This window comes from Streptomyces sp. NPDC085460, assembly GCF_044541975.1.
Classification (GTDB): domain Bacteria; phylum Actinomycetota; class Actinomycetes; order Streptomycetales; family Streptomycetaceae; genus Streptomyces.
In genome coordinates this window covers 246,116-270,607 of the sequence record NZ_JBITTO010000010.1, presented here as the reverse complement: position 1 = coordinate 270,607, position 24,492 = coordinate 246,116, and the positions used below count along the sequence as shown (strand labels likewise).

Annotated in this window: 14 protein-coding genes; 8 read left to right on the top strand and 6 right to left on the bottom strand. The window is 73.9% G+C overall.

Features of this window, described 5'->3' with window-relative positions; translation table 11 throughout:
• Window positions 1-227 precede the first annotated feature (227 nt).
• A complete protein-coding gene (gene secA / locus ACIGHB_RS26745) occupies window positions 228-3,032 on the top strand; it encodes a preprotein translocase subunit SecA (protein WP_360319666.1) in 2,805 nt (934 codons plus the stop codon).
• A 195-nt stretch (window positions 3,033-3,227) separates the two neighbouring features.
• Here the strand turns inward: secA and ACIGHB_RS26740 are convergent, their stop codons facing one another.
• The gene (locus ACIGHB_RS26740; protein ID WP_399916429.1) at window positions 3,228-3,851 is read right to left on the bottom strand and encodes an Rv3235 family protein; all 624 of its coding nucleotides are present in this window, start codon (window positions 3,849-3,851) and stop codon (window positions 3,228-3,230) included.
• A gap of 218 nt (window positions 3,852-4,069) precedes the next feature.
• Here ACIGHB_RS26740 and ACIGHB_RS26735 point away from each other — a divergent pair, with 218 nt between their 5' ends.
• Together ACIGHB_RS26735 and ACIGHB_RS26730 are read left to right on the top strand one after the other, a co-directional pair.
• Window positions 4,070-4,576, top strand: coding sequence for a DUF6912 family protein (locus ACIGHB_RS26735; RefSeq protein ID WP_360319668.1), 507 nt, complete (start codon window positions 4,070-4,072; stop codon window positions 4,574-4,576).
• 24 nt (window positions 4,577-4,600) lie between these two features.
• Window positions 4,601-5,275, top strand: coding sequence for an HAD family hydrolase (locus tag ACIGHB_RS26730; RefSeq protein WP_360319670.1), 675 nt, complete (start codon window positions 4,601-4,603; stop codon window positions 5,273-5,275).
• 46 nt (window positions 5,276-5,321) lie between these two features.
• Here the strand turns inward: ACIGHB_RS26730 and ACIGHB_RS26725 are convergent, their stop codons facing one another.
• Window positions 5,322-5,876, bottom strand: a complete 555-nt coding sequence (locus ACIGHB_RS26725) for a DJ-1/PfpI family protein (RefSeq protein ID WP_360319672.1) — start codon at window positions 5,874-5,876, stop codon at window positions 5,322-5,324.
• Window positions 5,877-6,296: 420 nt separating this feature from the next.
• Between ACIGHB_RS26725 and ACIGHB_RS26720 the strand changes: the two genes are divergently transcribed.
• Window positions 6,297-11,258, top strand: a complete 4,962-nt coding sequence (locus tag ACIGHB_RS26720; RefSeq protein ID WP_399916426.1) for an NAD-glutamate dehydrogenase — start codon at window positions 6,297-6,299, stop codon at window positions 11,256-11,258.
• Window positions 11,259-11,317: 59 nt separating this feature from the next.
• Here ACIGHB_RS26720 and ACIGHB_RS26715 read toward each other — a convergent pair whose 3' ends face one another.
• The 3 genes from ACIGHB_RS26715 to ACIGHB_RS26705 all read right to left on the bottom strand — a co-directional run bounded on the left by ACIGHB_RS26715 (window position 11,318) and on the right by ACIGHB_RS26705 (window position 14,688).
• A complete protein-coding gene (locus ACIGHB_RS26715; RefSeq protein ID WP_399916424.1) occupies window positions 11,318-12,694 on the bottom strand; it encodes a glycosyltransferase 87 family protein in 1,377 nt (458 codons plus the stop codon).
• Between the two features lie 205 nt (window positions 12,695-12,899).
• Window positions 12,900-13,610, bottom strand: a complete 711-nt coding sequence (locus tag ACIGHB_RS26710) for an ABC transporter ATP-binding protein (protein WP_399916460.1) — start codon at window positions 13,608-13,610, stop codon at window positions 12,900-12,902.
• Window positions 13,611-13,722: 112 nt separating this feature from the next.
• A complete protein-coding gene (locus tag ACIGHB_RS26705; protein ID WP_399916422.1) occupies window positions 13,723-14,688 on the bottom strand; it encodes an ABC transporter permease in 966 nt (321 codons plus the stop codon).
• A gap of 184 nt (window positions 14,689-14,872) precedes the next feature.
• Between ACIGHB_RS26705 and ACIGHB_RS26700 the strand changes: the two genes are divergently transcribed.
• Window positions 14,873-15,487 (top strand): TetR/AcrR family transcriptional regulator, encoded by a 615-nt coding sequence (locus ACIGHB_RS26700; RefSeq protein ID WP_360319680.1) that lies wholly within the window; start codon window positions 14,873-14,875, stop codon window positions 15,485-15,487.
• A gap of 28 nt (window positions 15,488-15,515) precedes the next feature.
• On the opposite strand, the gene ACIGHB_RS26695 is transcribed toward ACIGHB_RS26700, so the two are convergent.
• The gene (locus ACIGHB_RS26695) at window positions 15,516-19,319 is read right to left on the bottom strand and encodes an FHA domain-containing protein (protein WP_399916420.1); all 3,804 of its coding nucleotides are present in this window, start codon (window positions 19,317-19,319) and stop codon (window positions 15,516-15,518) included.
• A gap of 562 nt (window positions 19,320-19,881) precedes the next feature.
• Here ACIGHB_RS26695 and ACIGHB_RS26690 point away from each other — a divergent pair.
• From ACIGHB_RS26690 to prfB, 3 genes are all read left to right on the top strand, one after another.
• Window positions 19,882-21,642, top strand: a complete 1,761-nt coding sequence (locus ACIGHB_RS26690; protein ID WP_399916418.1) for a serine/threonine-protein kinase — start codon at window positions 19,882-19,884, stop codon at window positions 21,640-21,642.
• A 140-nt stretch (window positions 21,643-21,782) separates the two neighbouring features.
• Entirely contained in the window at window positions 21,783-23,036 is a 1,254-nt protein-coding gene (locus ACIGHB_RS26685; protein ID WP_399916416.1) for a serine/threonine-protein kinase, read from the top strand.
• Between the two features lie 67 nt (window positions 23,037-23,103).
• Complete coding sequence (gene prfB / locus ACIGHB_RS26680; RefSeq protein WP_200423761.1) at window positions 23,104-24,213, top strand: peptide chain release factor 2; 1,110 nt, start codon at window positions 23,104-23,106, stop codon at window positions 24,211-24,213.
• Window positions 24,214-24,492 lie beyond the last annotated feature (279 nt).

Genomic DNA, 24,492 nt, shown 5'->3' with positions numbered 1-24,492 from the left:
GGACGCGTGCCGGGCGGAGGCGAGCACTTTTCGGAAGGCGCGGCACCTTCCGAGCACCTCGTGCGTTCTCTTTGCGGGCGGACGTGCGGTGGCGGCCCTGCGGGCCTCCCTCCGTGAGGGTGGTCTCGCTTACGATGGCCGTTGCGGTGGGGACCACCTGCCGTGCCCGCGCTCGTGTCCGTGACAAGACCCAGTGCCAGGCCCGACCGGCAAGGAGACCAGCCTCAGTGTCCGTCTTCAACAAGCTCATGCGTGCAGGCGAAGGCAAGATCCTGCGCAAACTGCACCGCATCGCGGACCAGGTCAACTCCATCGAAGAGGACTTCGTCAACCTCTCCGACGCCGACCTGCGGGCCCTCACGGAGGAGTACAAGCAGCGGTACGCCGACGGCGAGAGCCTCGACGACCTGCTGCCGGAGGCTTTCGCCACGGTCCGCGAGGCCGCGAAGCGCGTCCTCGGCCAGCGCCACTACGACGTGCAGATCATGGGTGGTGCCGCGCTCCACCTCGGCTATGTGGCCGAGATGAAGACCGGTGAGGGCAAGACCCTCGTCGGCACGCTCCCCGCGTACCTCAACGCGCTCTCCGGCAAGGGCGTGCACCTGATCACGGTCAACGACTACCTGGCCGAGCGCGACTCCGAGATGATGGGCCGCGTCCACAAGTTCCTGGGTCTGCAGGTCGGCTGCATCCTGGCCAACATGACCCCGGCGCAGCGTCGTGAGCAGTACGCGTGCGACATCACGTACGGCACGAACAACGAGTTCGGTTTCGACTACCTGCGCGACAACATGGCGTGGTCGAAGGACGAGCTCGTGCAGCGCGGCCACAACTACGCGTGTGTCGACGAGGTCGACTCGATCCTGGTCGACGAGGCCCGTACGCCGCTGATCATCTCCGGCCCCGCCGACCAGGCCACCAAGTGGTACGGCGACTTCGCGAAGCTGGTCACCCGCCTGACCAGGGGCGAGCCCGGCAACCAGCTGAAGGGCATCGAGGAGACCGGCGACTACGAGGTCGACGAGAAGAAGCGCACGGTCGGTATCCACGAGGCGGGTGTCGCCAAGGTCGAGGACTGGCTGGGCATCGACAACCTGTACGAGTCGGTGAACACCCCGCTCGTCGGGTACCTGAACAACGCCATCAAGGCGAAGGAACTGTTCAAGAAGGACAAGGACTACGTCGTCATCGACGGCGAGGTCATGATCGTCGACGAGCACACTGGCCGTATCCTCGCCGGCCGCCGTTACAACGAGGGCATGCACCAGGCCATCGAGGCCAAGGAGGGCGTGCAGATCAAGGACGAGAACCAGACGCTCGCCACGATCACCCTCCAGAACTTCTTCCGCCTCTACGACAAGCTGTCCGGCATGACCGGTACGGCGATGACCGAGGCGGCCGAGTTCCACCAGATCTACAAGCTCGGCGTCGTCCCGATCCCGACGAACAGGCCGATGCAGCGCAAGGACCAGTCCGACCTGATCTACCGGACCGAGGTGGCGAAGTTCGCCGCGGTCGTCGACGACATCGTGGAGAAGCACGAGAAGGGCCAGCCGGTCCTGGTCGGCACGACGTCGGTCGAGAAGTCGGAGTACCTGTCGCAGCAGCTCTCCAAGCGGGGTGTGCCGCACGAGGTGCTGAACGCCAAGCACCACGAGCGTGAGGCCAGCATCGTCGCCCAGGCCGGTCGCCGCGGGGCCGTCACGGTCGCCACGAACATGGCCGGCCGCGGTACCGACATCAAGCTCGGCGGCAACCCGGACGACCTCGCCGAGGCGGAGCTGCGCCAGGCGGGTCTGGACCCGGTCGAGCACGTCGAGGAGTGGGCGGCGGCGCTGCCCGGTGCGCTGGAGCGGGCCGAGAAGGCGGTGAAGGCGGAGTTCGAGGAGGTCAAGGACCTCGGCGGGCTGTACGTGCTGGGCACCGAGCGGCACGAGTCGCGGCGTATCGACAACCAGCTGCGTGGTCGTTCGGGCCGTCAGGGCGACCCGGGCGAGTCCCGTTTCTACCTGTCGCTCGGTGACGACCTGATGCGTCTGTTCAAGGCGCAGATGGTCGAGCGCGTGATGGCCATGGCCAATGTGCCGGACGACGTGCCGATCGAGAACAAGATGGTCACGCGGGCGATCGCGTCCGCGCAGTCGCAGGTCGAGACGCAGAACTTCGAGACGCGCAAGAACGTCCTGAAGTACGACGAGGTGCTGAACCGGCAGCGTGAGGTCATCTACGGCGAGCGCCGCCGCGTCCTGGAGGGCGAGGACCTGCACGAGCAGATCCGCCACTTCATGGACGACACGATCGACGACTACATCCGCCAGGAGACCGCCGAGGGCTTCGCGGAGGAGTGGGACCTGGACCGGCTGTGGGGCGCGTTCAAGCAGCTCTACCCGGTGAAGGTGACGGTCGAGGAGCTGGAGGACGCGGCGGGCGACCGCGCGGGCATCACCGCCGAGTTCATCGCGGAGTCCATCAAGGACGACATCCACGCGCAGTACGAGGCGCGGGAGACGCAGCTCGGCTCGGAGATCATGCGTGAGCTGGAGCGCCGGGTGGTCCTGTCGGTCCTCGACCGCAAGTGGCGCGAGCACCTCTACGAGATGGACTACCTCCAGGAGGGCATCGGCCTGCGCGCGATGGCGCAGAAGGACCCGCTGGTCGAGTACCAGCGCGAGGGCTTCGACATGTTCACCGCGATGATGGAGGGCATCAAGGAGGAGTCCGTCGGCTACCTGTTCAACCTGGAGGTCCAGGTCGAGCAGCAGGTCGAGGAGGTTCCGGTGCAGGCCGGCGCGCCGTCCCTGGACAAGGCCGAGGCCGCTCCGGCGGGCGGGCGTCCGGAGATCCGCGCGAAGGGGCTCGACGCGCCGCAGCGGCCGGACCGGCTGCACTTCTCCGCGCCGTCGGTGGACGGTGACGGGGGTGTCGTCGAGGGCGACTTCGCGTCGGACGGTGACGACGCGGGCGACGGGATGACGCGGGCGGAGCGCCGCAAGGCGCAGAAGAACGCGGGCGGGCGTCGCCGCAAGAAGTGACGGCTCGGCCTAGGGCGGCCCTGGGTGTGGCCGGTCCGAGGTGACTCGGCCCGAGGTGACTCGGGCCGGGGCGGGCCGGCCCGAGGGCGGGTCGGTTCGAGGGCGGGTCGGTTCGAGGACGGGTCGGCCCGAGGACGGGTCGGTTCGAGGTGAGTCGGTGAAGGGCCCTGCCGGGTGTTCCGGCGGGGCCCTTCGTCATGGGTGGGCGGCGCCGCCGACGAGCCGGCCGAGGCCGTCCAGTTCGACGGCGGCGCACCGCCAGCGGTGGTCGGGGCCGAGTTCCAGGCGGAAGGCGAGGGCGCGGACGCGGTGGCCCGCGGCGAGGGAGGCGAAGACCTCCAGGACGGTGTCGCCGGAGTGCGGCTGGGCGGCGCACCTGCGGAGCACCGGGCGGGGTCCCGGGCCGCGGGCCGCCGTCCTGGGCGCGAGGCGGACCAGCTGCTCGTAGGCGTCTCCGACGGTCAGCCCCAGCATGGAGTGGACGGGCCGGTCTCCGCTGAGTACCGCGAGGAGGCGCTCCGCGAAGGCGGTGTGCACGGGCCGTGTCCGCCGGGCCTGGCCCGCGCCGGCCCCGGCGCACCGGGACCTCCCGCCGGCCGCGCCCTGCGCGGGCACGGTGGCGCGCGGGCGGCCCCCGAGGCCGTCGGCGGGGCCCCCGGGCCTGCGGGCGGCGGTGCCGGTGGCCGGGCGGGGGCCGGCCACCGCTGGGGCCGGGTGGCGGGCGGCGGGGTGTTCGGTGGTGGGCGGGAGGGCCGTGCGGAGGGCGGCGGGGGGCTCGGTGCGGGGGTGGGGGAGCGGAGTCGGCTGGGGGTGGCGCATGGGGGTCCCTTCGGAGGGTGACCGGGTGGTACCGGTCGGTAACTTTCCGTGGGGATCTTGTACTGGGGGCGGTTCGGGCGTCGCAAGGGTCGTGGCGGCCGGGGCGGACACGGTGAGTGATTCACCTATCAGGGGGGTTCCCGGCCACGGGTGGACATCCCGGGGTGGTGGGGCCGGACGTATCCTGAGGGCGTTTCCGACTACGAAAGCGGCCAGCCATGCGCGTGTACGTCCCTCTGACCCTTCCCGGTCTCGCACAGGCGCACAAGGCGGGCGAGCTGGGACCCGGCCCGCTGACCGCCTACGCCGTCACGCCCGCGCTGCGCGAGTGGTACGTCTCCGACGACATCGAGGAGCTGGAGTACGCGGCGCTCAGCCGCGCCGCCGCCGCCTCGCTGCGGCTGGTCGCGGGGGACCCGGAGGCGCCGCGGCGCCGGGTGGTCGTCGCCGTCGACGTCGCCGACCAGGAGGCCGTCGCGGACCCGGACCGGGGGCTCGACGCCGGCGCGATCGGCGAGGTGCGGATCGCGTCCGCCGTGGCGCTCGCCAAGGCCGCCGCCGTACACGCCGACGCGGACGACGCCGAGGCGGACGTCACCGCCGCGGCCGCCGCGCTGGGCGCCGCGGACCAGGGCGACGACGACGCGCGGTTCGTCGTGGACGGGGCGGAGGACCACGAGCTGCTCTGGTTCGGAGTCCAGGAGATCCCCTCTCTCCTCGGCTGAGGCCGCGGCCTGTACCGTCGGTCCATGGGGAAGCAGCACATGCGGAAGCACACGGGGAAGCATCTGGTCTGGGACTGGAACGGCACCCTGCTCGACGACATCGCCGCCGTCATCGGCGCCACCAACGCCGCCTTCGCGGAGCTCGGCCTCGCACCGCTCACCCTGGAGCGGTACCGCGAGCTGTACACCGTCCCGGTGCCGAAGTTCTACGAGCGGCTGATGGGCCGGCTGCCCACCGACGCCGAGTGGACGCTGATGGACGGCATCTTCCACCGGTACTACTGGGAGCGGGCGGAGGGCTGCGGCCTGACGGTGGGCGCCGCCGAGCTGCTGGCCGCCCGGCAGGCCGCCGGGGCCACCCAGTCGCTGCTCTCGCTGGCGCCGCACGCCGAGCTGCTGCCGCTGGTGCGGCGGCACGGGATCGCGGAGCGGTTCGTCCGGGTCGACGGGCGCACCGACCGGTCCACGGACGGCAAGTCCGCGAACATGGTGCGTCACCTGGAGGCGCTGGGCGTCCCGGCCGAGCGGATCGTCGTCATCGGCGACGCGGCGGACGACGCCGTGGCCGCCGCGCACGTCGGCGCCAAGGCCGTGCTCTTCACCGGCGGGTCGCACAGCCGGGCCTCGCTGGAGCGGGTCGGCGTGCCGGTGGTGGACTCCCTGGAGGAGGCCGTCGCCGTCGCGGAGGAGCTGGTGTAGCGAGGCGTACGGGGGCCGTCCGAGGGGCGGCCCCCGTCCGCGTCCCTCAGCCCTTCGTCCGCAGCACCTTCAGGAACTCGCGCATCCACGTCGGGTGGTCCGGCCAGGCGCGCGAGGAGACCAGCAGCCCGTCGACGACCGCCGCCGAGTCCTGGAAGTCGGCCCCCGCCGACTGCATGTCCAGCTCAAGGGCCGGGTACGCCGTGACCCGGCGCCCCACCAGGCCGCCGACCGCCGCCGTCAGCAGCGGCCCGTGGCAGATCTGGGCCACCGGCTTGTCCGCGTCGAAGAACGACTTGAGGATCTTGCGGAGCTCCGGGTCGTTGCGCAGGTACTCCGGGGCCCGGCCGCCGGGGATCACCACCGCCACGTAGTCGCCCGGATCGACCTCCGAGAACGCCAGGTCCGCGGGCCAGGTGTAGCCCGGCTTCTCCGTGTACGTGTCGAAACCGGGCTCGAAGTCGTGGACCACGAACCGGAGCTGCTTGCGCGCCGGAGCGGCGATGTCGACCTCGTACCCCTCTTCGAGCAGACGCTGGTACGGGTACAACACCTCCAGGGACTCGGCCGCGTCCCCCGTCACGATCAAGATCTTCGCCATGACTCTCCTGGTCTCAGGGCTGGTCGGTCTTCGTCGTGCTCGCGTCCACGCTGCACCGTTCCGCGCGATCCGCCAACAGTGCATGTGTCGCTGTCCAGAACGTCAAACTTCCACCCCCGCTTTTGTACACATACGGCTCATGACGGGGCAGGGGGCTTGAGCGATAGGCTTTTCCCGTGATCAGCGCGATACGCCGCGGGGGCAATGCTGCCCCCGGCTGCCGCCCGGTCCGCTCACGCGGCCGGGCCGCCCGTGCGTGCGCCGATCCCCTCCGTCCGGAATCGCCGCCCTCCGTGGCCGGATTCCGTCCGGGCATCTCTCAGCCGGGCATAACGTCGACTTCGACCGGAATCACCGCGTCGAGGCGTTCTGCCCTACCCACCGACGTCACGCAACGGCGCGCGACAGGAGTCAGAGGACATGCAGACCAAGCTGGACGAAGCAAAGGCCGAGCTGCTCGAGAGGGCCGCCCGTGTAGCTGAGCACAGCCCGGTCGGGGGGCGACTTCCGACGGGCCCGGAGGGCGGCCGCCCGGACCGGGACACCGTGTTCGACTACCTCCAGCGCTACTACCTGCACACCGCGCCCGAGGACCTCACCGACCGCGACCCGGACGACGTGTTCGGTGCCGCGCTCGCCCACTACCGGCTCGCGGAGAACCGCCCCCAGGGCACCGCGAACGTCCGCGTGCACACCCCGACGGTCGAGGAGAACGGCTGGACCAGCAGCCACTCCGTCGTCGAGGTCGTCACCGACGACATGCCCTTCCTCGTCGACTCCGTCACCAACGAGCTCTCCCGCCAGGGCCGCGGCATCCACGTCGTGATCCACCCGCAGGTCCTCGTCCGCCGTGACATCACCGGCAAGCTCATCGAGGTCCTGTCGGCCCAGATCCACGGCGAGCTGCCGCACGACGCGCTCGCCGAGTCCTGGATCCACGTCGAGATCGACCGCGAGACCGACAAGGCCGACCTCAAGCAGATCACCGCCGACCTGCTCCGCGTCCTCTCCGACGTCCGCGAGACCGTCGAGGACTGGGAGAAGATGCGCGACGCCGCGCTGCGCATCGCCGACGGCCTCGGCTCCGAGCCCACCGCCTCCGACCTGCGGCCCACCGAGGTCGAAGAGGCCCAGGAGCTGCTGCGCTGGCTCGCCGACGACCACTTCACCTTCCTCGGCTACCGCGAGTACGAGCTCGTCGACGGCGACGCGCTCGCCGCCGTCCCCGGCACCGGCCTCGGCATCCTGCGCTCCGACCCGCACCACACCGACGGCGAGTCCGGCCACCACGCCCACCCGGTCTCCCCGTCCTTCAGCCGGCTCCCCGCCGACGCCCGCGCCAAGGCCCGCGAGCACAAGCTGCTCATCCTGACCAAGGCCAACAGCCGCGCGACCGTCCACCGCCCCTCGTACCTCGACTACGTCGGCGTGAAGAAGTTCGACGCCGACGGCAACGTCATCGGCGAGCGCCGCTTCCTCGGCCTCTTCTCGTCCGCCGCGTACACCGAGTCCGTCCGCCGCGTCCCCGTCGTCAAGCGCAAGGTCCAGGAGGTCCTCGCCGGCGCCGGCTTCTCCCCGAACAGCCACGACGGCCGCGACCTGCTCCAGATCCTGGAGACCTACCCGCGCGACGAGCTGTTCCAGACCCCGGTCGACCAGCTCCAGTCCGTCGTCACCAGCGTCCTCTACCTCCAGGAACGGCGCCGCCTCCGGCTCTACCTGCGCCAGGACGAGTACGGCCGCTACTACTCGGCCCTCGTCTACCTGCCGCGCGACCGCTACACCACCCGTGTCCGGCTGCGGATCATCGACATCCTCAAGGAGGAGCTGAACGGCGCCTCCGTCGACTTCACCGCCTGGAACACCGAGTCGATCCTCTCCCGCCTCCACTTCGTCATCCGCGTCGAGCCCGGCACCGAGCTCGCCGCCCTCACCGACGCCGACGTGGACCGCATCGAGGCCCGGCTCGTCGAGGCCGCCCGCTCCTGGGCCGACGGCTTCGGCGAGGCCCTCAACGCCGAGTTCGGCGAGGAGCGCGCCGCCGAGCTGCTCCGCCGCTACGGCAACGCCTTCTCCGAGGGCTACAAGGCGGACCACTCGCCGCGCGCCGCCGTCGCCGACCTCGTCCGCATGGAAGCCCTCGCCGCCAGCGGCAAGGACTTCGCGCTCTCCCTCTACGAGCCCGTCGCCGCCGGCCCCGGCGAGCGCCGCTTCAAGATCTACAAGACCGGCGAGCAGGTCTCCCTCTCCGCCGTCCTGCCGGTCCTCAACCGCCTCGGCGTCGAGGTCACCGACGAGCGCCCGTACGAGCTCCGCTGCGCCGACCGCACCCACGCCTGGATCTACGACTTCGGCCTGCGGATGCCGGCGGCCACCGGCAACGGCGGCGACTACGCCGGCGACGACGCCCGCGAGCGCTTCCAGGAGGCGTTCGCCGCCACCTGGACCGGCCAGGCCGAGAACGACAACTTCAACTCCCTCGTCCTCTCCGCCGGGCTCACCTGGCGCGAGGCGATGGTGCTCCGCGCCTACGCCAAGTACCTGCGGCAGGCCGGCGCCATGTTCAGCCAGGACTACATGGAGGACACCCTCCGCGACAACGTCCACACCACCCGGCTCCTCGTCTCCCTCTTCGAGGCCCGGATGGCCCCGGAGCGGCAGCGCGCCGGCACCGAGCTCACCGACGGCATCCTGGAGGAGCTCGACGGCGCCCTCGACCAGGTCGCCAGCCTGGACGAGGACCGGATCCTGCGGTCCTTCCTCACCGTCATCAAGGCGACCCTGCGGACCAACTTCTTCCAGAAGGCCGCGGACGGGCAGCCGCACTCCTACGTCTCCATGAAGTTCGACCCGCAGGCCATCCCCGACCTGCCGGCCCCGCGCCCCGCCTTCGAGATCTGGGTGTACTCGCCCCGCGTCGAGGGCGTCCACCTGCGCTTCGGCAAGGTCGCCCGAGGCGGCCTGCGCTGGTCCGACCGGCGCGAGGACTTCCGTACCGAGATCCTCGGCCTCGTCAAGGCGCAGATGGTGAAGAACACCGTCATCGTGCCCGTCGGCGCCAAGGGCGGCTTCGTCGCCAAGCAGCTCCCGGACCCCGCCCTGGACCGGGACGCGTGGCTGGCCGAGGGCATCGCCTCGTACAAGACCTTCATCTCGGCCCTGCTCGACATCACCGACAACATGGTCGCCGGCGAGGTCGTGCCCCCGCTCGACGTGGTCCGCCACGACGAGGACGACACCTACCTCGTCGTCGCCGCCGACAAGGGCACCGCCACCTTCTCCGACATCGCCAACGGCGTTGCGGAGTCGTACGGCTTCTGGCTCGGCGACGCCTTCGCCTCCGGCGGCTCCGCCGGCTACGACCACAAGGGCATGGGCATCACCGCCCGCGGCGCCTGGGAGTCCGTCAAGCGGCACTTCCGCGAGCTCGGCCACGACACCCAGACCGAGGACTTCACCGTCGTCGGCGTCGGCGACATGTCCGGCGACGTCTTCGGCAACGGCATGCTGCTCTCCGAGCACATCCGCCTCGTCGCCGCCTTCGACCACCGCCACATCTTCGTCGACCCGAACCCGGACGCGGCCACCTCGTACGCCGAGCGCCGCCGCCTCTTCGACCTGCCCCGCTCCTCCTGGGCCGACTACGACACCTCGCTGCTGTCGGCGGGCGGCGGCATCCACCCCCGTACCGCCAAGTCGATCCCGGTCAACGCCCACATGCGGGCCGCGCTCGGCATCGAGGACGGCGTCACCAAGCTGACCCCCGCCGAGCTGATGAAGTCGATCCTCCAGGCCCCCGTGGACCTGCTGTGGAACGGCGGCATCGGCACCTACGTGAAGTCCTCCGCCGAGTCCAACGCCGACGTCGGCGACAAGGCCAACGACGCCATCCGCGTCGACGGCCACGACGTCCGCGCCAAGGTCGTCGGCGAGGGCGGCAACCTCGGCGCCACCCAGCTCGGCCGCATCGAGTTCGCCCGCGCCGGCGGCCCCGAGCGCACCGGCGGCAAGATCAATACCGACGCCATCGACAACAGTGCCGGCGTCGACACCTCCGACCACGAGGTCAACATCAAGATCCTGCTCAACGGACTCGTCGCCGAGGGCGACATGACCGTCAAGCAGCGCAACAAGATCCTCGCCGAGATGACCGACGAGGTCGGCCGGCTCGTCCTGCGCAACAACTACGCGCAGAACACCGCCCTCGCCAACGCCGTCGCCCAGTCGCCCTCCCTGCTCCACGCCCACCAGCGCTTCATGCGCCGCCTGGGCCGCGACGGGGCGCTCGACCGCTCCCTGGAGTTCCTGCCCAACGACCGGCAGATCCGCGAGCTGCTCAACACCGAGCGGGGCCTCAGCCAGCCCGAGCTCGCCGTCCTCCTCGCGTACACCAAGATCACGGTGGCCGACGAGCTGATCGGCACCGGGCTGCCCGACGACCCGTACCTGGCCGGCCTGCTCCACGCCTACTTCCCGACGCTGCTGCGCGAGAAGTTCGGCGAGGCCGTCGACGGGCACGCGCTGCGCCGCGAGATCATCACCACCGTCCTGGTCAACGACACCGTCAACACCGGCGGCTCGACCTTCCTGCACCGCCTCCGCGAGGAGACCGGCGCCTCCCTGGAGGAGATCGTCCGCGCCCAGACCGCGGCCCGGGCCATCTTCCGGCTCGGCGAGGTCTGGGATGCCGTCGAGGCCCTCGACAACCGGGTCCCGGCCGAGGTCCAGACCCGGATGCGGCTGCACTCCCGCCGGCTCGTCGAGCGCGGCACCCGCTGGCTGCTCAACAACCGGCCGCAGCCGCTCGCGATCGGCGAGACCATCGACTTCTTCGCCGAGCGGGTCCAGCAGGTGTGGGAGCGGCTGCCGCAGCTGCTGCGCGGCTCGGACGCCGAGTGGTACCAGTCGATCCTCGACGAGCTGACCGGCTTCGGGGTCCCGGAGGAGCTGGCCCTGCGCGTCGCCGGCTTCTCGTCCGCCTTCCCGACGCTCGACATCGTCGCGATCGCCGACCGGATCGAGAAGGACCCGCTGGCCGTCGCCGAGGTCTACTACGACCTGGCCGACCGGCTCCGGATCACCGACCTCATGGACCGGATCATCGAGCTGCCGCGGGCCGACCGCTGGCAGTCCATGGCCCGTGCCTCCATCCGCGAGGACCTCTTCGCCGCGCACGCGGCGCTGACCTCGGACGTCCTGGTCGCCGGGAACGGCACCTCGACGCCGGAGGAGCGCTTCAAGGCGTGGGAGGAGAAGAACGCGGCGATCCTGGGCCGCGCGCGGACGACCCTGGAGGAGATCCAGGGCTCGGACACCTTCGACCTGGCGAACCTGTCGGTGGCCATGCGGACGATGCGGACGCTGCTGCGCACGCACAGCTGACGGTCGACCGACGGGAGGGCCCCGCCCGAAGCCTCGCGCTTCCGGCGGGGCCCTCCCGTCTATTCCCGTACGGGGGCGACCGTGGCCCGCCACAGGCGGTGGGCGGCGAGGGCGGCCGCGGCGAGGAGGAGGCCGTTGCGCAGGACAATCACCGCGAGACCGGCCGGGGTGCCGAGCACGACGTCGGCGTAGAGGACCGGGTACGCCAGGGCGCTGAGCGCCGCCGCGGGGAGCAGCAGCAGCGCCACCGGGCGCATCACGGTCCGGCGCGAGGTCAGACAGACGGCGGCGAGGCCGAGCAGCCAGATCATGTACTGGGGGCTGATCACCCGGCTCGTCACGGTGAGGAGCAGCACGGCGGCGAGGGCCGCGTCGAGCGGGGTGGCCTCGGACCAGCGGCTCGCGCGCAGCCGCCACAGCACCAGCCACAGGACGGCGGCGACGGTGAGCAGCAGAAAGAGGTGGCCGAGCGTGGAGACGTACGGGCCCACGTACTCGTACGCCCCGTAGCGGATCTCCGCCGTCCCCGGCCAGAGTCCCGCGGAGCGGGCGAGGGCGAGCGCGGTGCCGCCCAGGGACTCGACCTGGATGCCCCGGGCGCCCTGCCGGCGCAGAAAGCCGAGCGAGTCGGAGAAGCAGAGCGCGAGCACGCAGAGGAGGGTGACGGCGGTGACGGCGGCGGCTGTCCACGCCTCCCTGGTGGTACGGCCCCGGGGCGTGCCGATCAGCGCGAGCGCCGGCCACACCTTGACCATCGCGCCGAGCCCGGCGAGCGCGCCGCCGAGCCGGTGGCCGGCCGGGGAGCGGAGCTTGAACAGCAGCAGGGCGAGGACGGCGAGGGCGGTCGCCATGACGTCGTAGCGGGCGAGCGGCAGATGGAGGAGGAGCGGCAGGGCGCAGACCCAGTACCAGGCGCCGTGGGTGAGCCGGGAGCGGTCGGCGAGCGCGAGGCCCAGGGTGATGGCGGCGTCGGCGACCAGCGTCAGGACGACGAACGCCTGGGTGTAGTCGAGCCAGGACGTCAGCAGCCCCGGCGCCATGATCACGAGCCCGGCGCCGGGCGGGTACTGCCAGGTGGGGTCGGAGGGCGGGAAGGTGCCGTCGGCGAACAGCCCGTACCAGTAGCGGTAGAGGAGCTGGACCTCGTGGCCGACGCCGCCGATCCCGAGGCTGTCGGTGGCGAGCAGCGCCAGCATGCCCAGGCGCGTGACCAGCCAGACGGCGGCCAGCGCGAGGACGGGGCCGTGCCCGACGGTGACGAAGGTGGCGGACGTGAAGGTGTCCGAGTCGAAGGGCGAGCGGGTGAGCGAGGGGGGCGCGGGGGTGGCGGGGGCGCCTGGGCCGGCGGGGGTGGCTGGGCCTGCGGAGATGGCTGGGCCTGCGGAGGCGGGGCCGGTGGAGGTCGAGCCGGGGGGTGGGGGATCGGGCGTCGTCACGCTCCGACCTTAGGTCCGGGATGGGTGGTATGCGTGGTTTGTTCGGCTGTGTGGCGCGCTGCCGGGGGGTGGGGGGTGAGGGGGGTGGTGGCCGCTCAGGGGGTCGGGCGCGGGGGCGGGCCGGGGGGCGGGCGTGGGGGCGGTCGGGGGGCCGGCCCGAGGGCGGGCCGGGGGGCGGGCGTGGGGGCGTGCGAGGGGTCGGTCGTCAGGGCGTGCCGGTGCCGGTTCTCGTGAACTCCTCGTACGCCGCCACCACCTCGTCCGCCGGGCCGTCCATCCGCAGCGACCCCGACTCCAGCCACAGGGCCCGGTCGCAGGTGTCGCGGATGGTCGCGTGGGAGTGGGCGACGAGGAAGACCGTGCCCGCCGCGGCCCGCAGTTCGTCGATCCGGCGGCGGCTGCGGCGCTGGAAGCGGGCGTCTCCGGTGGCCAGGGCCTCGTCGATGAGGAGCACGTCGTGGCTCCTGGCGGTGGCCGAGATCGCGAAGCGGAGGCGGGCGCCCATGCCGGCGGAGTAGGTGCGCATGGGGCGGGACAGCGGGTCGTCGAGGGGGTTGCCGGTGGCGAGTCCGGAGAAGTCGACGATGTCGTCGTAGCGGGACTCGATCTCCGGGCGGCGCATGCCCAGGGCGAGCCCGCCCAGGATCACGTTCCGCTCGCCGGAGAGGTCGCCCATGAGGGCCGCGTCGACGCCGAGGAGGGCGGGGCGGCCACGGGTGTAGATCGTGCCGCTCTCCACCGGCTGGAGGCCCGCGATGGCCTTCAGGAGGGTGGATTTCCCTGATCCGTTCGAACCGATCAGGCCAATTGCCTCGCCGCGCCGGGCGACGAAGCCGACGCCCCGCACGGCGTGCACCCGGCGGCTGCCGCGGGGACCGGTCGGCACGGTGTAGGAGACGTGGACGCGGTCGGCGATGACGGTGGGGTCGGGTGTCGTCGCGTCGGAGTCGGAGTCGGAGTCGGAGTCGGAGCCGGAGTCGGGGCCGAGGTCGGGGGTGGGGGTGGGGTCGGGTGTCGTCGTTTCGGGGTCAGCCACGGCCGTACGTCTCCTCCGCCTTCCAGAACCACACGAAGCCGCCCGCGAAGGCGAGCACCGCCCAGCCGGCGGCCAGGGCCCACACGTGGGGCGGCAGGTTCTCCGCCGTGAAGCTGCCGACGAGGGCGAAACGGACGAGGTCGATGTAGACCGCCGCCGGATTGCACTGGAGGGCGAGGACCACCCAGTCCGGGAAGCGCCCGCTCGACGCCATCGACCCGATCGACCACATCACGCCCGAGACGTACATCCAGGTGCGCAGCACGAACGGCATCAGCTGGCTGATGTCCGGGGTGCGGGCGGCGAGCCGGGCGAGGGCGAGCGAGACCCCGGCGCTGAACAGGGCCTGGAGCGCGATCGCCGGCACCGCGAGCAGCCAGCTCCAGGTCGGGAACTCCCCGAAGCAGAGCAGGATCACGACGAGCGCGCCGAGCGACAGGAGCAGTTGCTGGAGCTGGAGCACCGCGAGGGAGAGGGGGAGGCTCGCGCGGGGGAAGTGCAGGGCGCGGACCAGGCCGATGTTGCCGCTGATCGCGCGGGTGCCGGCGGTCAGCGTGTTGGCGGTGAAGGTCCACACGAAGACGCCGGTGAGGAGGAACGGGAGGTAGTCGGGGATGCCGTGCTGGACGTTCATCAGGACGCCGAACATCAGGTAGTACACGGCCGCGTTGAGCAGCGGGGTCATCAGCTGCCACAGCTGGCCGAGCCGGGCCTGGCTGTACTGGGCGGTGAGCCGGGCCGTCGCGAAGGCGGCGATGAAGTCGCGGTGGGCCCAGAGCTGCCGCACGTAGGCGGGGAGGGACGGGCGTGCGCCGCTGACGGACAGGCCGTGGCGGCGGGCGAGGGCCTGGAGCTCCTCGCCGGAGGGCGCGGGGGCCGGCCGGGCGGTGGTGGCGGAGGACGTGGTGGTGGAGGCGGGGGTCGCGGTCGGCGGCGGGGGCAGTGTCGTCAGGGTCACGTGCGGGCGCTTTCGACGGAGGGGGGGTGGGGTGGCGCCGGGACCGGTTCGCCGGTGGCGGGGCGTCAGGACGTAGGCGTTGCGACGGGACGGGTTCGTATCGTCGTGAGAAGGAGACTAGGCCGCCTCGACGTCGGAACGCAACCGTATCGTCGTGACGTCGCCGTTGGTTAGGATGCCGTGCATGAGCACCCCCACGCCCCGCCGCGCTCCCGCCGGAGCCGCCGTGCTCCGCGAGGACGTCACCGAGGCCATCCGCGCCGCCGTCTTCGAGGAGCTCGCCGCCGTCGGCTTCGCCCGGATGTCCATCGAGGGCATCGCGCGCCGCGCGGGGGTCGGGAAGACCGCCGTCTACCGGCGCTGGAAGTCCAAGCTCGCCCTCGTCCTTGACCTGGTCGGTGCCGTCGCCGCGCAGGGGCTGCCGGCGCCCGCCACGGGTTCGCTGGAGGGGGACGTACGGGCCCTCCTCACCGTCGCCTCGCACGCCCTGCGCCACCCGATCGCGTCACAGGTCATCCCCGAACTCCTCGTCGAGGCCGCCCGGCAGCCCGAGATCGCCGCGCCGGTCCGCGCGGCGCTCCTCGACGGGCACGAGGGCGTGGTCGCCCAGATCGTCCGCGAGGCGGTGGCCCGCGGGGAGCTTCCCGAGGGGACCGACCCCGCCCGCGCCCTCGACGTCGTCGTGGGGCCGCTCTACTGGCGTCTGGTCGTCGTCCGCACCGACCTTCCGGCGGGGTACGTCGAGGACCTCGTCCGCGCCGCGGTGGCGGGATTGCGGACGCTGCCGCCGGCCGCGTGAGGGGCCCGGCGGCCTGACGGGACCCGGATCAGGCGTGGGTGAGCGGGGGGACCGGGGCGGCCTCCACCGAGCGGGCCGCGCGGTCCAGGGCGCTGGCGAGCAGGGCCAGGTCCGTCGGGCCGTTGCCCAGCTCGCGGACCGGGCGGCGCGCGGGCGGGTCGCCCATCCGCTCCCACTCCAGCGGGACGACGGTCGGCCGCAGTGTCGCCGTGCGCGGGATCCTGCCCGTGATCCGGCCCGCCTGGAACGGTGTCACCCGCCCGTCGGGATGGCCGAGCCGCCCCCGGCCGGGCGCCGGCGCGTCGGGCCCGGGCGCGCTCGCCGGCGCGTCCAGCACCACGCGGAGCCGTGCGCCGTGCGCCAGGTCCGTGTCGGCGGTCCTGTCCGGCCGGGCGGAGGTCGCGATCAGGTGCACCCCGAGTCGTTCGCCGTGGCGCGCGACCGCCTCCAGGGCCCGGACGACGGACCCCGCGGCGGGCCGCCCCGCCGCGCCGAGGGGAGGGGCGACGAGGGCGTCGAAGTCGTCCACGAGCACGATGAGCCGCGGCAGCGGCACCCGCCCGCCGGCGGGCCGCGGAAGGTGGTCCTCCTCGCCGCCCGGCCGCGGCACGCGCGCGCCCCCCGCCCCCGGCCCGCCGTCACCCCGCGCCGTACGGCCGCTGCCGGTGCCCGGCACGTCGCCGGCGCCCGGGTACGGCGTACGGCCGCTCGGGGTCCTGGAGAGGTCGGAGGCGCTCGGGTAGGGAGTACGGCCGCTGCCGGCGCCCGGCACGTCTCCCGCGCCCGCGCCCGGGTAGGCCGTACGCCCGCTGGACGCCCCCGGCACGTCGCCCGCGCCCGGGTACGCCGTACGGCCGCTCGGGGTCCTGGGAAGGTCGCCCGCGCCCGGGTACGGAGTACGGCCGCTGCCGGCGCCCGGCACGTCGCCCGCGCCCGGGTACGGCGTACGGCCGCTCGGGGTGTCGCCCAGGGCTTCCGGGGCGGGGGTGTCGGTGTGGAGCGTGCGGCTGCTGGGGCGGGTCGGGAGGTCGGTGACGCGGCCGCCCGGGCGGCCGAAGGTGGCCGGGAGGTCGCCCACGGGCGCGCGGCCGGCCAGACGGTCGCTGGGGGTGGCGGGGAGCTCGTCGGCCGGGCGGGGGACCCGGGCCGAGGGGCGGTCGGCGAGCTCGTCCGCGCCCTGGTACGGGGCCCGGAGCCCCGGCGGGGTGTCGCCCACCGCGCCCGCGCCCGTGCGCAGGGTGCGGCCGCTCGGGCGCTCGCCGACGTCCGACGGGTCGGGGAGCCGGAGGCCCGCACGGACGCCCTGCGGGACCGCCTCGGCGGCGCTCGGGCTCCGCTGGCCGATCACCGCGCGCGTGCTCCGGCGGTCGGCGAAGTCCGCGTCCCCCAGCAGCTCCGCGCGGCGCTTCAGCTCCGCGCCCAGGGCCTGGGCGAACTCCCGCATGCGGACCGGGTCCGACGCCACCAGGTGCTCGGTGACGTGCGGCAGCTCCGTACAGGCCGCGAGGCCCTCGCCGCGGTCGCCGCCCGCGCCGTCCACCAGGAGCAGCCCGAGCCGGTCGGGGCGGGCGCCGGCCGCGAGGGAGGCGGCGACCGAACGCAGCAGCTCCGTGCGGCCGCTGCCCGCCGGGCCCTCGATCAGCAGGTGCGGGCCCTCCGCCGTGAGGTCCACGGAGAGCGGGCCGCGCGGGCCCGCGCCGAGGACGGCCGTCCCCTCCCCGGCGGAGGCCCAGCGGGCCATCAGGGACGCGGGTGTGGCCCGCGCCAGGCCGAGCTCGTCCAGGAGCCGGGCCTTCGGCGGCAGGGCGGCTGCCCGCCCCGGCACGGCCGAGGCCGCGTCCGTGCGCAGCGGGGCCAGTGCCCGGCCGAAGCGCTCCGCCCAGGCGACGGAGACCGCGTCCACGACCCCGACCGTGCCGTGGCCCGCGGCCCGGCCGCCGGAGGTCCGCAGCAGCCGCAGCGCCGTCGCCACGTCCCCGCTGAGCAGGGCGGCCGCGCCGCACTCGCGGAAGGCGAGGGAGGCCGCGCAGGCCGCCTCGTAGGTGGCGGCGACCGGCGAGGCGGGGGAGGCCGAGGGGGCCTCGGCCAGGCAGAGCAGATGGATGCCGGCCGCAGCGCCGGCCCCGGCGAGCCGGGCCACGGTCTCGCGCAGCGCGGCCGTGCCCGGGTCGCCGTCCACGACGACGACCGTCGCCGGGCCCGCGTACCGCGCGGCGGCCTCCGCGACGGCCGCCCGGTCCGCGCTGGCCCAGCCGGGCCCGAGCGGCCCGTCGTCCAGGCGCCGGGTCAGCTCGGCCGTACGGGCCTGGGCCTGCTCGCGGTCGTACGCGAGGAGCAGCCGGCAGTCCTGGCCGTGCGCGGGCCGCACGTGCGGGAGCCAGCCGAGCCAGCCCCAGGCGCGCCGCCGCTCCTCCAGGGAGCGGTTCCGGTCGGCGCTGACGAGGACGATCTCCAGGTCGGCGGGGGAGTGCAGCGCGGCCAGCTGGGCCACCACGGCCCGGGCGAGGCCGGCCAGGCGGTCCGCGGGACCCGCGAGGCCCAGGGAGCCGGCCTCGCGCAGTCCGACGGTGACGGGCACCCCGGACAGCTCCGCGCGGTCGGCGGTGCCCAGCCGGACCACCAGCGCCTCGGGATGGTCCGGGGCCCGCTCCCACAGCCGGGGGCCGGGGCCGAGCGCGGTGAGCAGGACGGCCGCGGGATCGGGCCAGGTGTCGGGCGCGGCGGTGTCGCCGGGCGCGTCGGGCCGGGCCGTGCCGGGCGAGCCGGGGGGTGCGGGCGCGCCGGGCGTCGCGGGGTCCGCCTCGCGGCCGCCCGCGAGCCGCCGGGCCCAGGCGCCGAGCCCGCGCCGGCCGGTCCTGCGGGTGGCCGGGTCGGCGCCCTCGGAGCCCGTACGGGACCGGGCGGGGGCCTCGCCCCCGTCACCGCCGCCGGGCTCCCCCGCGCGCGGGTGCCCGGCGTCCGTCCACGCGTCGGTGAGCGGCACGCCACGGGCCGCGCCGTGCGTCTCGGGGCCGTGCCCGGTCCAGGAGGGCGACGGGTCGGCGGCGCCCGTACGGCCCGTGGTCCCGCCCGGCCCGCTCCACGCGCGCGTGCCCGCGTCCGGCTCCGGGGCGCGCCCGGGGAACGCGCCGGCCGCGTCCGCGTCCGGCGTGGCGGTGGGCTCCGGCAGGGGCACGCGCAGGTGGCCCTCGCCGTCGGGGGAGGTGGGGAGGGTCCCGGAGTCCGCCGGGGCCTCGCCGGGGACGGAGAGCCGCAGCGTGGACTCGCCGAGCCGGAGGAGGGCCCCGGGGCGCAGCCGGACCGGGCGGTCGCCGACGGGCGCGCCGTCGAGCGTCGTGCCGTTGGTGGAGCCGAGGTCGGCGACGGTGACCCGGCCGTCACCGGCGACGGTCACCGTGCAGTGGGCGCGGGAGACGTCGGGGTCGTCCAGCGGCACGTCCGCCTCCACGGACCTGCCGATGCGGATCGCCCCGCCGTGCAGCAGGTGCACCCCGCCCGCGTCGGGTCCCGCCACCACGTGCAGCCGGGCGGCGGAGGAGGCGGTGGCGGCGAGGCCGGCCCGGTCGTCCGGGTCCGGGGCGTGGAGCGCGAGGACGGCCCCGTCGACCAGCGGCGGCTCGCCCAGCACGCAGCGGCGGGCGTCCAGCCGCTCCGCGCCCGCGTACAGCACGGGCGTGCCGGTGCCGGCCGCGTCGGGGCCGGTGACGGCGGCGGCGAGGTTCGAGGCCACGGCGGACAGCGCCGTGCCCGCGGGGGCCGTGACGAGCACGTCGCAGGCGCGGCCGGCGCCGTGGCCGGCGTGCGGCGCGAGGACGGTCAGCCGGATCTGCATCGCCGTCAGCGGTCCCTTCTGCGCGACATGCCCGGCAGGGGACCGCCCCGTGTCTCCCCCCACCCGGCACGGACGCGTCGCCCGGTACAGGTCGGCACGGCGCGGGGGGCTCCCGACCCCACCGATGCGACGTGCTGGAGGCATCCTCGCACCTGCCGCCGACAACCCGCCGCCGGGTCACCCCGGAGTGATCTTGAACCCTCGCCCGGAACCGCCGGGTGTGACGCGAAAGCGCCAGGTCGTCCCGGGCGGCGGGGCCGGTGCGGCAACCATCCCGGCCGCAGGAGCGTCTTCTTCCGGACAAGTTCGGACGGAACCCGGGTGGGGTTCCGGCAGCGGTCACCGGCGGGCGGGCCCGCCGTCCGGCGGTCCGGAGCCCTCGGACACGCCAGCGGAAATCGGCCTGTGGACGACCGGGCTGTGACCCGTTCGGCGGCACTAGAGTGGGTCGGACACCCGGACGGGTCACAACAGAGAAGCAAGAGGACCTCCGGGGCCCCGGCTCGGCTCGCGCCGAGCGGGACCGGCCACCCAGGACCACGATCAGCAGGGAGCGCGTGACGTGCGGCCAATCGGCAGCAAGTACCTGCTCGAGGAGCCGCTCGGCCGCGGCGCCACGGGCACCGTCTGGCGAGCCCGCCAGCGGGAGACGGCGGGCGCCGAGGCGGCCGTGGCCGGCCAGCCCGGCGAGACCGTGGCGATCAAGGTCCTGAAGGAGGAGCTGGCCAACGACGCGGACATCGTGATGCGCTTCCTGCGCGAGCGGTCCGTCCTCCTCCGGCTGACGCACCCGAACATCGTGCGCACCCGCGACCTGGTCGTCGAGGGCGATGTCCTCGCCCTGGTCATGGACCTCGTCGAGGGCCCCGACCTCCACCGCTACCTGCGGGAGAACGGCCCGCTGACCCCGGTGGCCGCCGCCCTGCTCACCGCGCAGATCGCCGACGCGCTCGCCGCCAGCCACGCCGACGGGGTCGTCCACCGCGACCTCAAGCCGGCCAACGTGCTGCTGGCCGAGCGGGACGGCGCCATGCACCCGATGCTGACCGACTTCGGCATCGCGCGCCTCGCGGACTCCCCGGGCCTCACCCGCACCCACGAGTTCGTCGGCACGCCCGCGTACGTGGCGCCGGAGTCCGCCGAGGGCCGCCCGCAGACCTCCGCCGTCGACATCTACGGCGCGGGCATCCTCCTGTACGAGCTGGTCACCGGCCGTCCGCCGTTCGCCGGCGGCACCGCCCTCGAAGTCCTCCACATGCACCTCAGCGAGGAGCCCCGGCGCCCCTCCACGGTGCCCGCGCCCCTGTGGACGGTCATCGAGCGCTGCCTCAGCAAGGACCCCGACCGGCGGCCCAGCGCCGTCAACCTGGCGCGCGGCCTGCGCACGGTCGCCGCCGGCATCGGCGTCCACTCCTCGCCCGCCCAGATCGAGGCGGCCGAGGGCGTCGGCGCCCTGCTCGCCCCCGACCCGGACCCGGCGCAGGTCCCCGGGACCCCCGGCGCCGCCGACCCGACCCAGGTGCTGCCCGCCGGCGCGGGCGGACAGTTCGACCCGGCCGCGGCCACCAGCGTGCTGCCCACCGGAGGACCGGCCGGCGCCGCGGACCCCACGACGGTGCTGCCCACCGGCGCCCCCGCCGGGGCGGCCGGCCCGACCGCCGTCATGCCCGCCGTGCCGCCGAACCCGCCGGCGGAGGACCCGCACCCCTGGCAGAGCCAGCTCCGCGCCGCCCGGGACCGCAACGAGCAGACCCAGGTCCAGTACCTGGACCCCAGCGAGGACCCGCTGCGCCGCCGCCCCGCGCGCCGCCCGCAGCAGCCGCCGCAGGCCCCGCCGTACCAGCAGGGCCCGCCGCCGCAGCAGTACCAGCAGCAGCCCCCGCCGCCCTACCGGCAGCAGCCGCAGCAGCCGCCGTACCAGCAGCAGCAGCGCCCCGCGCCGCGCCCGCCGCAGTACCAGCAGCCCGCCCCTCAGCAGCAGCAGTACGCCCCGCCGCCGCAGCCCCAGCAGCAGTACGCGCCGCCGCAGCAGCCCCAGCAGCCGCAGCCCCAGCCGCCCGCCCCGCGCGAGCCGCGCCGCCGCAGCGCCAACCCGGTGCGGATCCCCGGCCTCGGCTGCCTCAAGGGCTGCCTGGTCATGATCGTCCTCTTCGTGGTGGCCGGCTGGCTCGTCTGGGAGCTCACCCCGCTCCAGGACTGGATCGCCCAGGGCAAGGGCTACTGGCAGGCCATCGGGGACGGCATCGCGACGGTGACCGACTGGATCTCCACCATCGGCGACGCCACGGGATCCTCCGGATCGGGCGGCACCACCACCCCCTGATTACCGGCGGTAACCAGGGGTCGGAGCAGGCAACTCTGCCGATTTGTCGACTTCCGAGGGGTGATTTCCCCTCGGAAGTGCCGCCCGGCGCCCGCGGACGCGTAACTTTGACGCGAACCGCAGCCGCTGAGGGAGCAGTCTTGGCACGGAACATCGGCAGCCGCTACACCACCCACCAGATCCTCGGGCGGGGCAGCGCCGGAACGGTGTGGCTCGGCGAGGGGCCCGAGGGCCCCGTCGCCGTCAAACTGCTGCGCGAGGACCTGGCCTCCGACCAGGAGCTCGTCGGCCGCTTCGTGCAGGAGCGGACCGCCCTGCTCGGGCTCGACCACGCGCGCGTGGTCAAGGTCCGCGACCTCGTCGTCGACGGCAACGACCTCGCCCTCGTCATGGACCTGGTCCGCGGCACCGACCTGCGCACCCGCCTCGACCGCGAGCGCCGGCTCGCCCCCGAGGCCGCCGTCGCGATCATCCGCGACGTCGCCGAGGGCCTGGCCGCCGCCCACGCGGCCGGCGTCGTCCACCGGGACGTCAAGCCGGAGAACATCCTCCTCGACATGGAGGGCCCGATCGGCCCCGGCGGGGCCCACCCCGCCCTCCTCACCGACTTCGGCGTCGCCAAGCTCATCGACACCCCCGGCCGCACCAAGGCCACCCGGATCATCGGCACCCCCGACTACCTCGCCCCCGAGATCGTCGAGGGCCTCCCGCCGCGCGCCGCCGTCGACATCTACGCCCTCGCCACCGTCCTGTACGAACTCCTCGCCGGCTTCACCCCGTTCGGCGGCGGCCACCCCGGCGCCGTCCTGCGCCGCCACGTCACCGAGACCGTCGTCCCGCTCCCCGGCATCCCCGAGGAGCTGTGGCAGCTGCTCGTCCAGTGCCTCGCCAAGGCCCCCGCCTCCCGGCTGCGCGCCTCCGAGCTGGCCGCCCGCCTCGCCGACGTCCTGCCGCTGCTCAAGGGCATCCCGCCGCTGGACGTGGACGAGCCCGACGCCGAGCCCGCGCCGCAGGAGCCGTACGAGGACCCGGCGTACGCCACCTCCACCGCCGCGCCCACCGACACCGGCCGCCGCCGCGCCGCCGTCCCGCTGGTGCCCGGAGCCTCCGCCGACTCGCACCGCGACACCCACACCTCCATGCGCGTGCCCGGCCCCGAGGAGCTGTCCGGCGGCCCGCACGGCACCGCCCGCGCCCCGCGCCCGGCCGGCGCCCGCAGACCGGGCTCGGCCCGCAACCGCTCCGGCGCGGTCCGCAAGCGCCGGATCGCCCTCGGCATCGCCGCCGCCGTCGCCGCGGGCGCGCTCGGCGTCGGCGGCTATCTGGCGCTCGCCGGGGACGGCGGAAGCCCGCCCCAGGACTCCCGGCCGTCCTCGGGGCCCGCGCAGCCGTGACCACGTCCGCCCAAAGGCCGGACGGGCACAGGTTCGGCTCCCGGCCGGGAGCCGTTACGCTGGACGCGTGGCAGTCGTCGATGTATCCGAAGAGCTGAAGTCCCTCTCCTCGACCATGGGGTCGATCGAGGCCGTCCTGGACCTCGACAAGCTGAGGGCAGACATCGCCGTGCTCGAAGAGCAGGCCGCGGCCCCGTCCCTCTGGGACGACCCGGAGGCGGCGCAGAAGATCACGAGCAAGCTTTCCCACCTCCAGGCCGAGGTCCGCAAGGCCGAGGCGCTGCGCGGACGCATCGACGACCTCGGTGTGCTCTTCGACCTCGCCGAGGAGATGGACGACGCGGACACCCGCGCCGAGGCCGAGGCCGAGCTCACCGCCGTGCGCAAGGCGCTCGACGAGATGGAGGTCCGCACCCTCCTCTCCGGCGAGTACGACGAGCGCGAGGCGCTGGTCAACATCCGCGCCGAGGCCGGCGGCGTCGACGCCTCCGACTTCGCCGAGCGCCTCCAGCGCATGTACCTGCGCTGGGCCGAGCGCCACGGCTACTCGACCGAGATCTACGAGACCTCTTACGCGGAAGAGGCCGGCATCAAGTCGACCACGTTCGTCGTCAAGGCCCCGTACGCCTACGGCACCCTCTCGGTCGAGCAGGGCACCCACCGCCTGGTGCGCATCTCGCCCTTCGACAACCAGGGCCGCCGCCAGACCTCCTTCGCCGGCGTCGAGATCCTCCCCGTCGTCGAGTCCTCGGACCACGTCGAGATCGAGGAGTCGGACCTCCGCGTCGACGTGTACCGCGCCTCGGGCCCCGGCGGCCAGGGCGTCAACACCACCGACTCGGCCGTGCGCATCACGCACCTCCCGACCGGCATCGTGGTCTCCTGCCAGAACGAGCGCTCGCAGATCCAGAACAAGGCGAGCGCCATGAACGTCCTCCAGGCCAAGCTGCTGGAGCGTCAGCGCCAGGAGGAGCGGGCCAAGATGGACGCCCTCAAGGACAGCGGCAGCTCCTGGGGCAACCAGATGCGGTCGTACGTCCTCCACCCGTACCAGATGGTCAAGGACCTCCGGACCGAGTTCGAGGTCGGCAACCCGCAGTCCGTCCTGGACGGCGAGATCGACGGCTTCCTGGAGGCGGGCATCCGCTGGCGCAAGCAGCAGGAGCAGACGAAGTAACCCCGCAGCGTTCGTTTCCGGGCCCCGCACCTCTCGGTGCGGGGCCCGGCGCGTTCGCCGGTGCAAGCGGTTCGGGGGTGGGCGGGACGCTTTGTCGACAAGGGAACTGCCGCCGCGGGGCCTGTAGTTCCGGGTTTACGTCACAGTTGCATCGTCATATGACGGCCAACTGGTGATCTTTCGGGCATCGCACGCGCAACGGCCTTGACGCTGCATCGGAAACTCGGAAGGGTGGCTGGATGGCATGCGCATATCTGGGGCGCGTGTGAACGGGGGCAG

Bases quoted from the DNA above. Each gene is read 5' to 3' on its own strand.
- ACIGHB_RS26740 (WP_399916429.1), bottom strand. From the start codon at position 3,851: ATGCGCCACCCCCAGCCGACTCCGCTCCCCCACCCCCGCACCGAGCCC.
- ACIGHB_RS26735 (WP_360319668.1), top strand. From the start codon at position 4,070: ATGCGCGTGTACGTCCCTCTGACCCTTCCCGGTCTCGCACAGGCGCAC.
- ACIGHB_RS26730 (WP_360319670.1), top strand. From the start codon at position 4,601: ATGGGGAAGCAGCACATGCGGAAGCACACGGGGAAGCATCTGGTCTGG.
- ACIGHB_RS26725 (WP_360319672.1), bottom strand. From the start codon at position 5,876: ATGGCGAAGATCTTGATCGTGACGGGGGACGCGGCCGAGTCCCTGGAG.
- ACIGHB_RS26720 (WP_399916426.1), top strand. From the start codon at position 6,297: ATGCAGACCAAGCTGGACGAAGCAAAGGCCGAGCTGCTCGAGAGGGCC.
- ACIGHB_RS26700 (WP_360319680.1), top strand. From the start codon at position 14,873: ATGAGCACCCCCACGCCCCGCCGCGCTCCCGCCGGAGCCGCCGTGCTC.
- ACIGHB_RS26695 (WP_399916420.1), bottom strand. From the start codon at position 19,319: ATGCAGATCCGGCTGACCGTCCTCGCGCCGCACGCCGGCCACGGCGCC.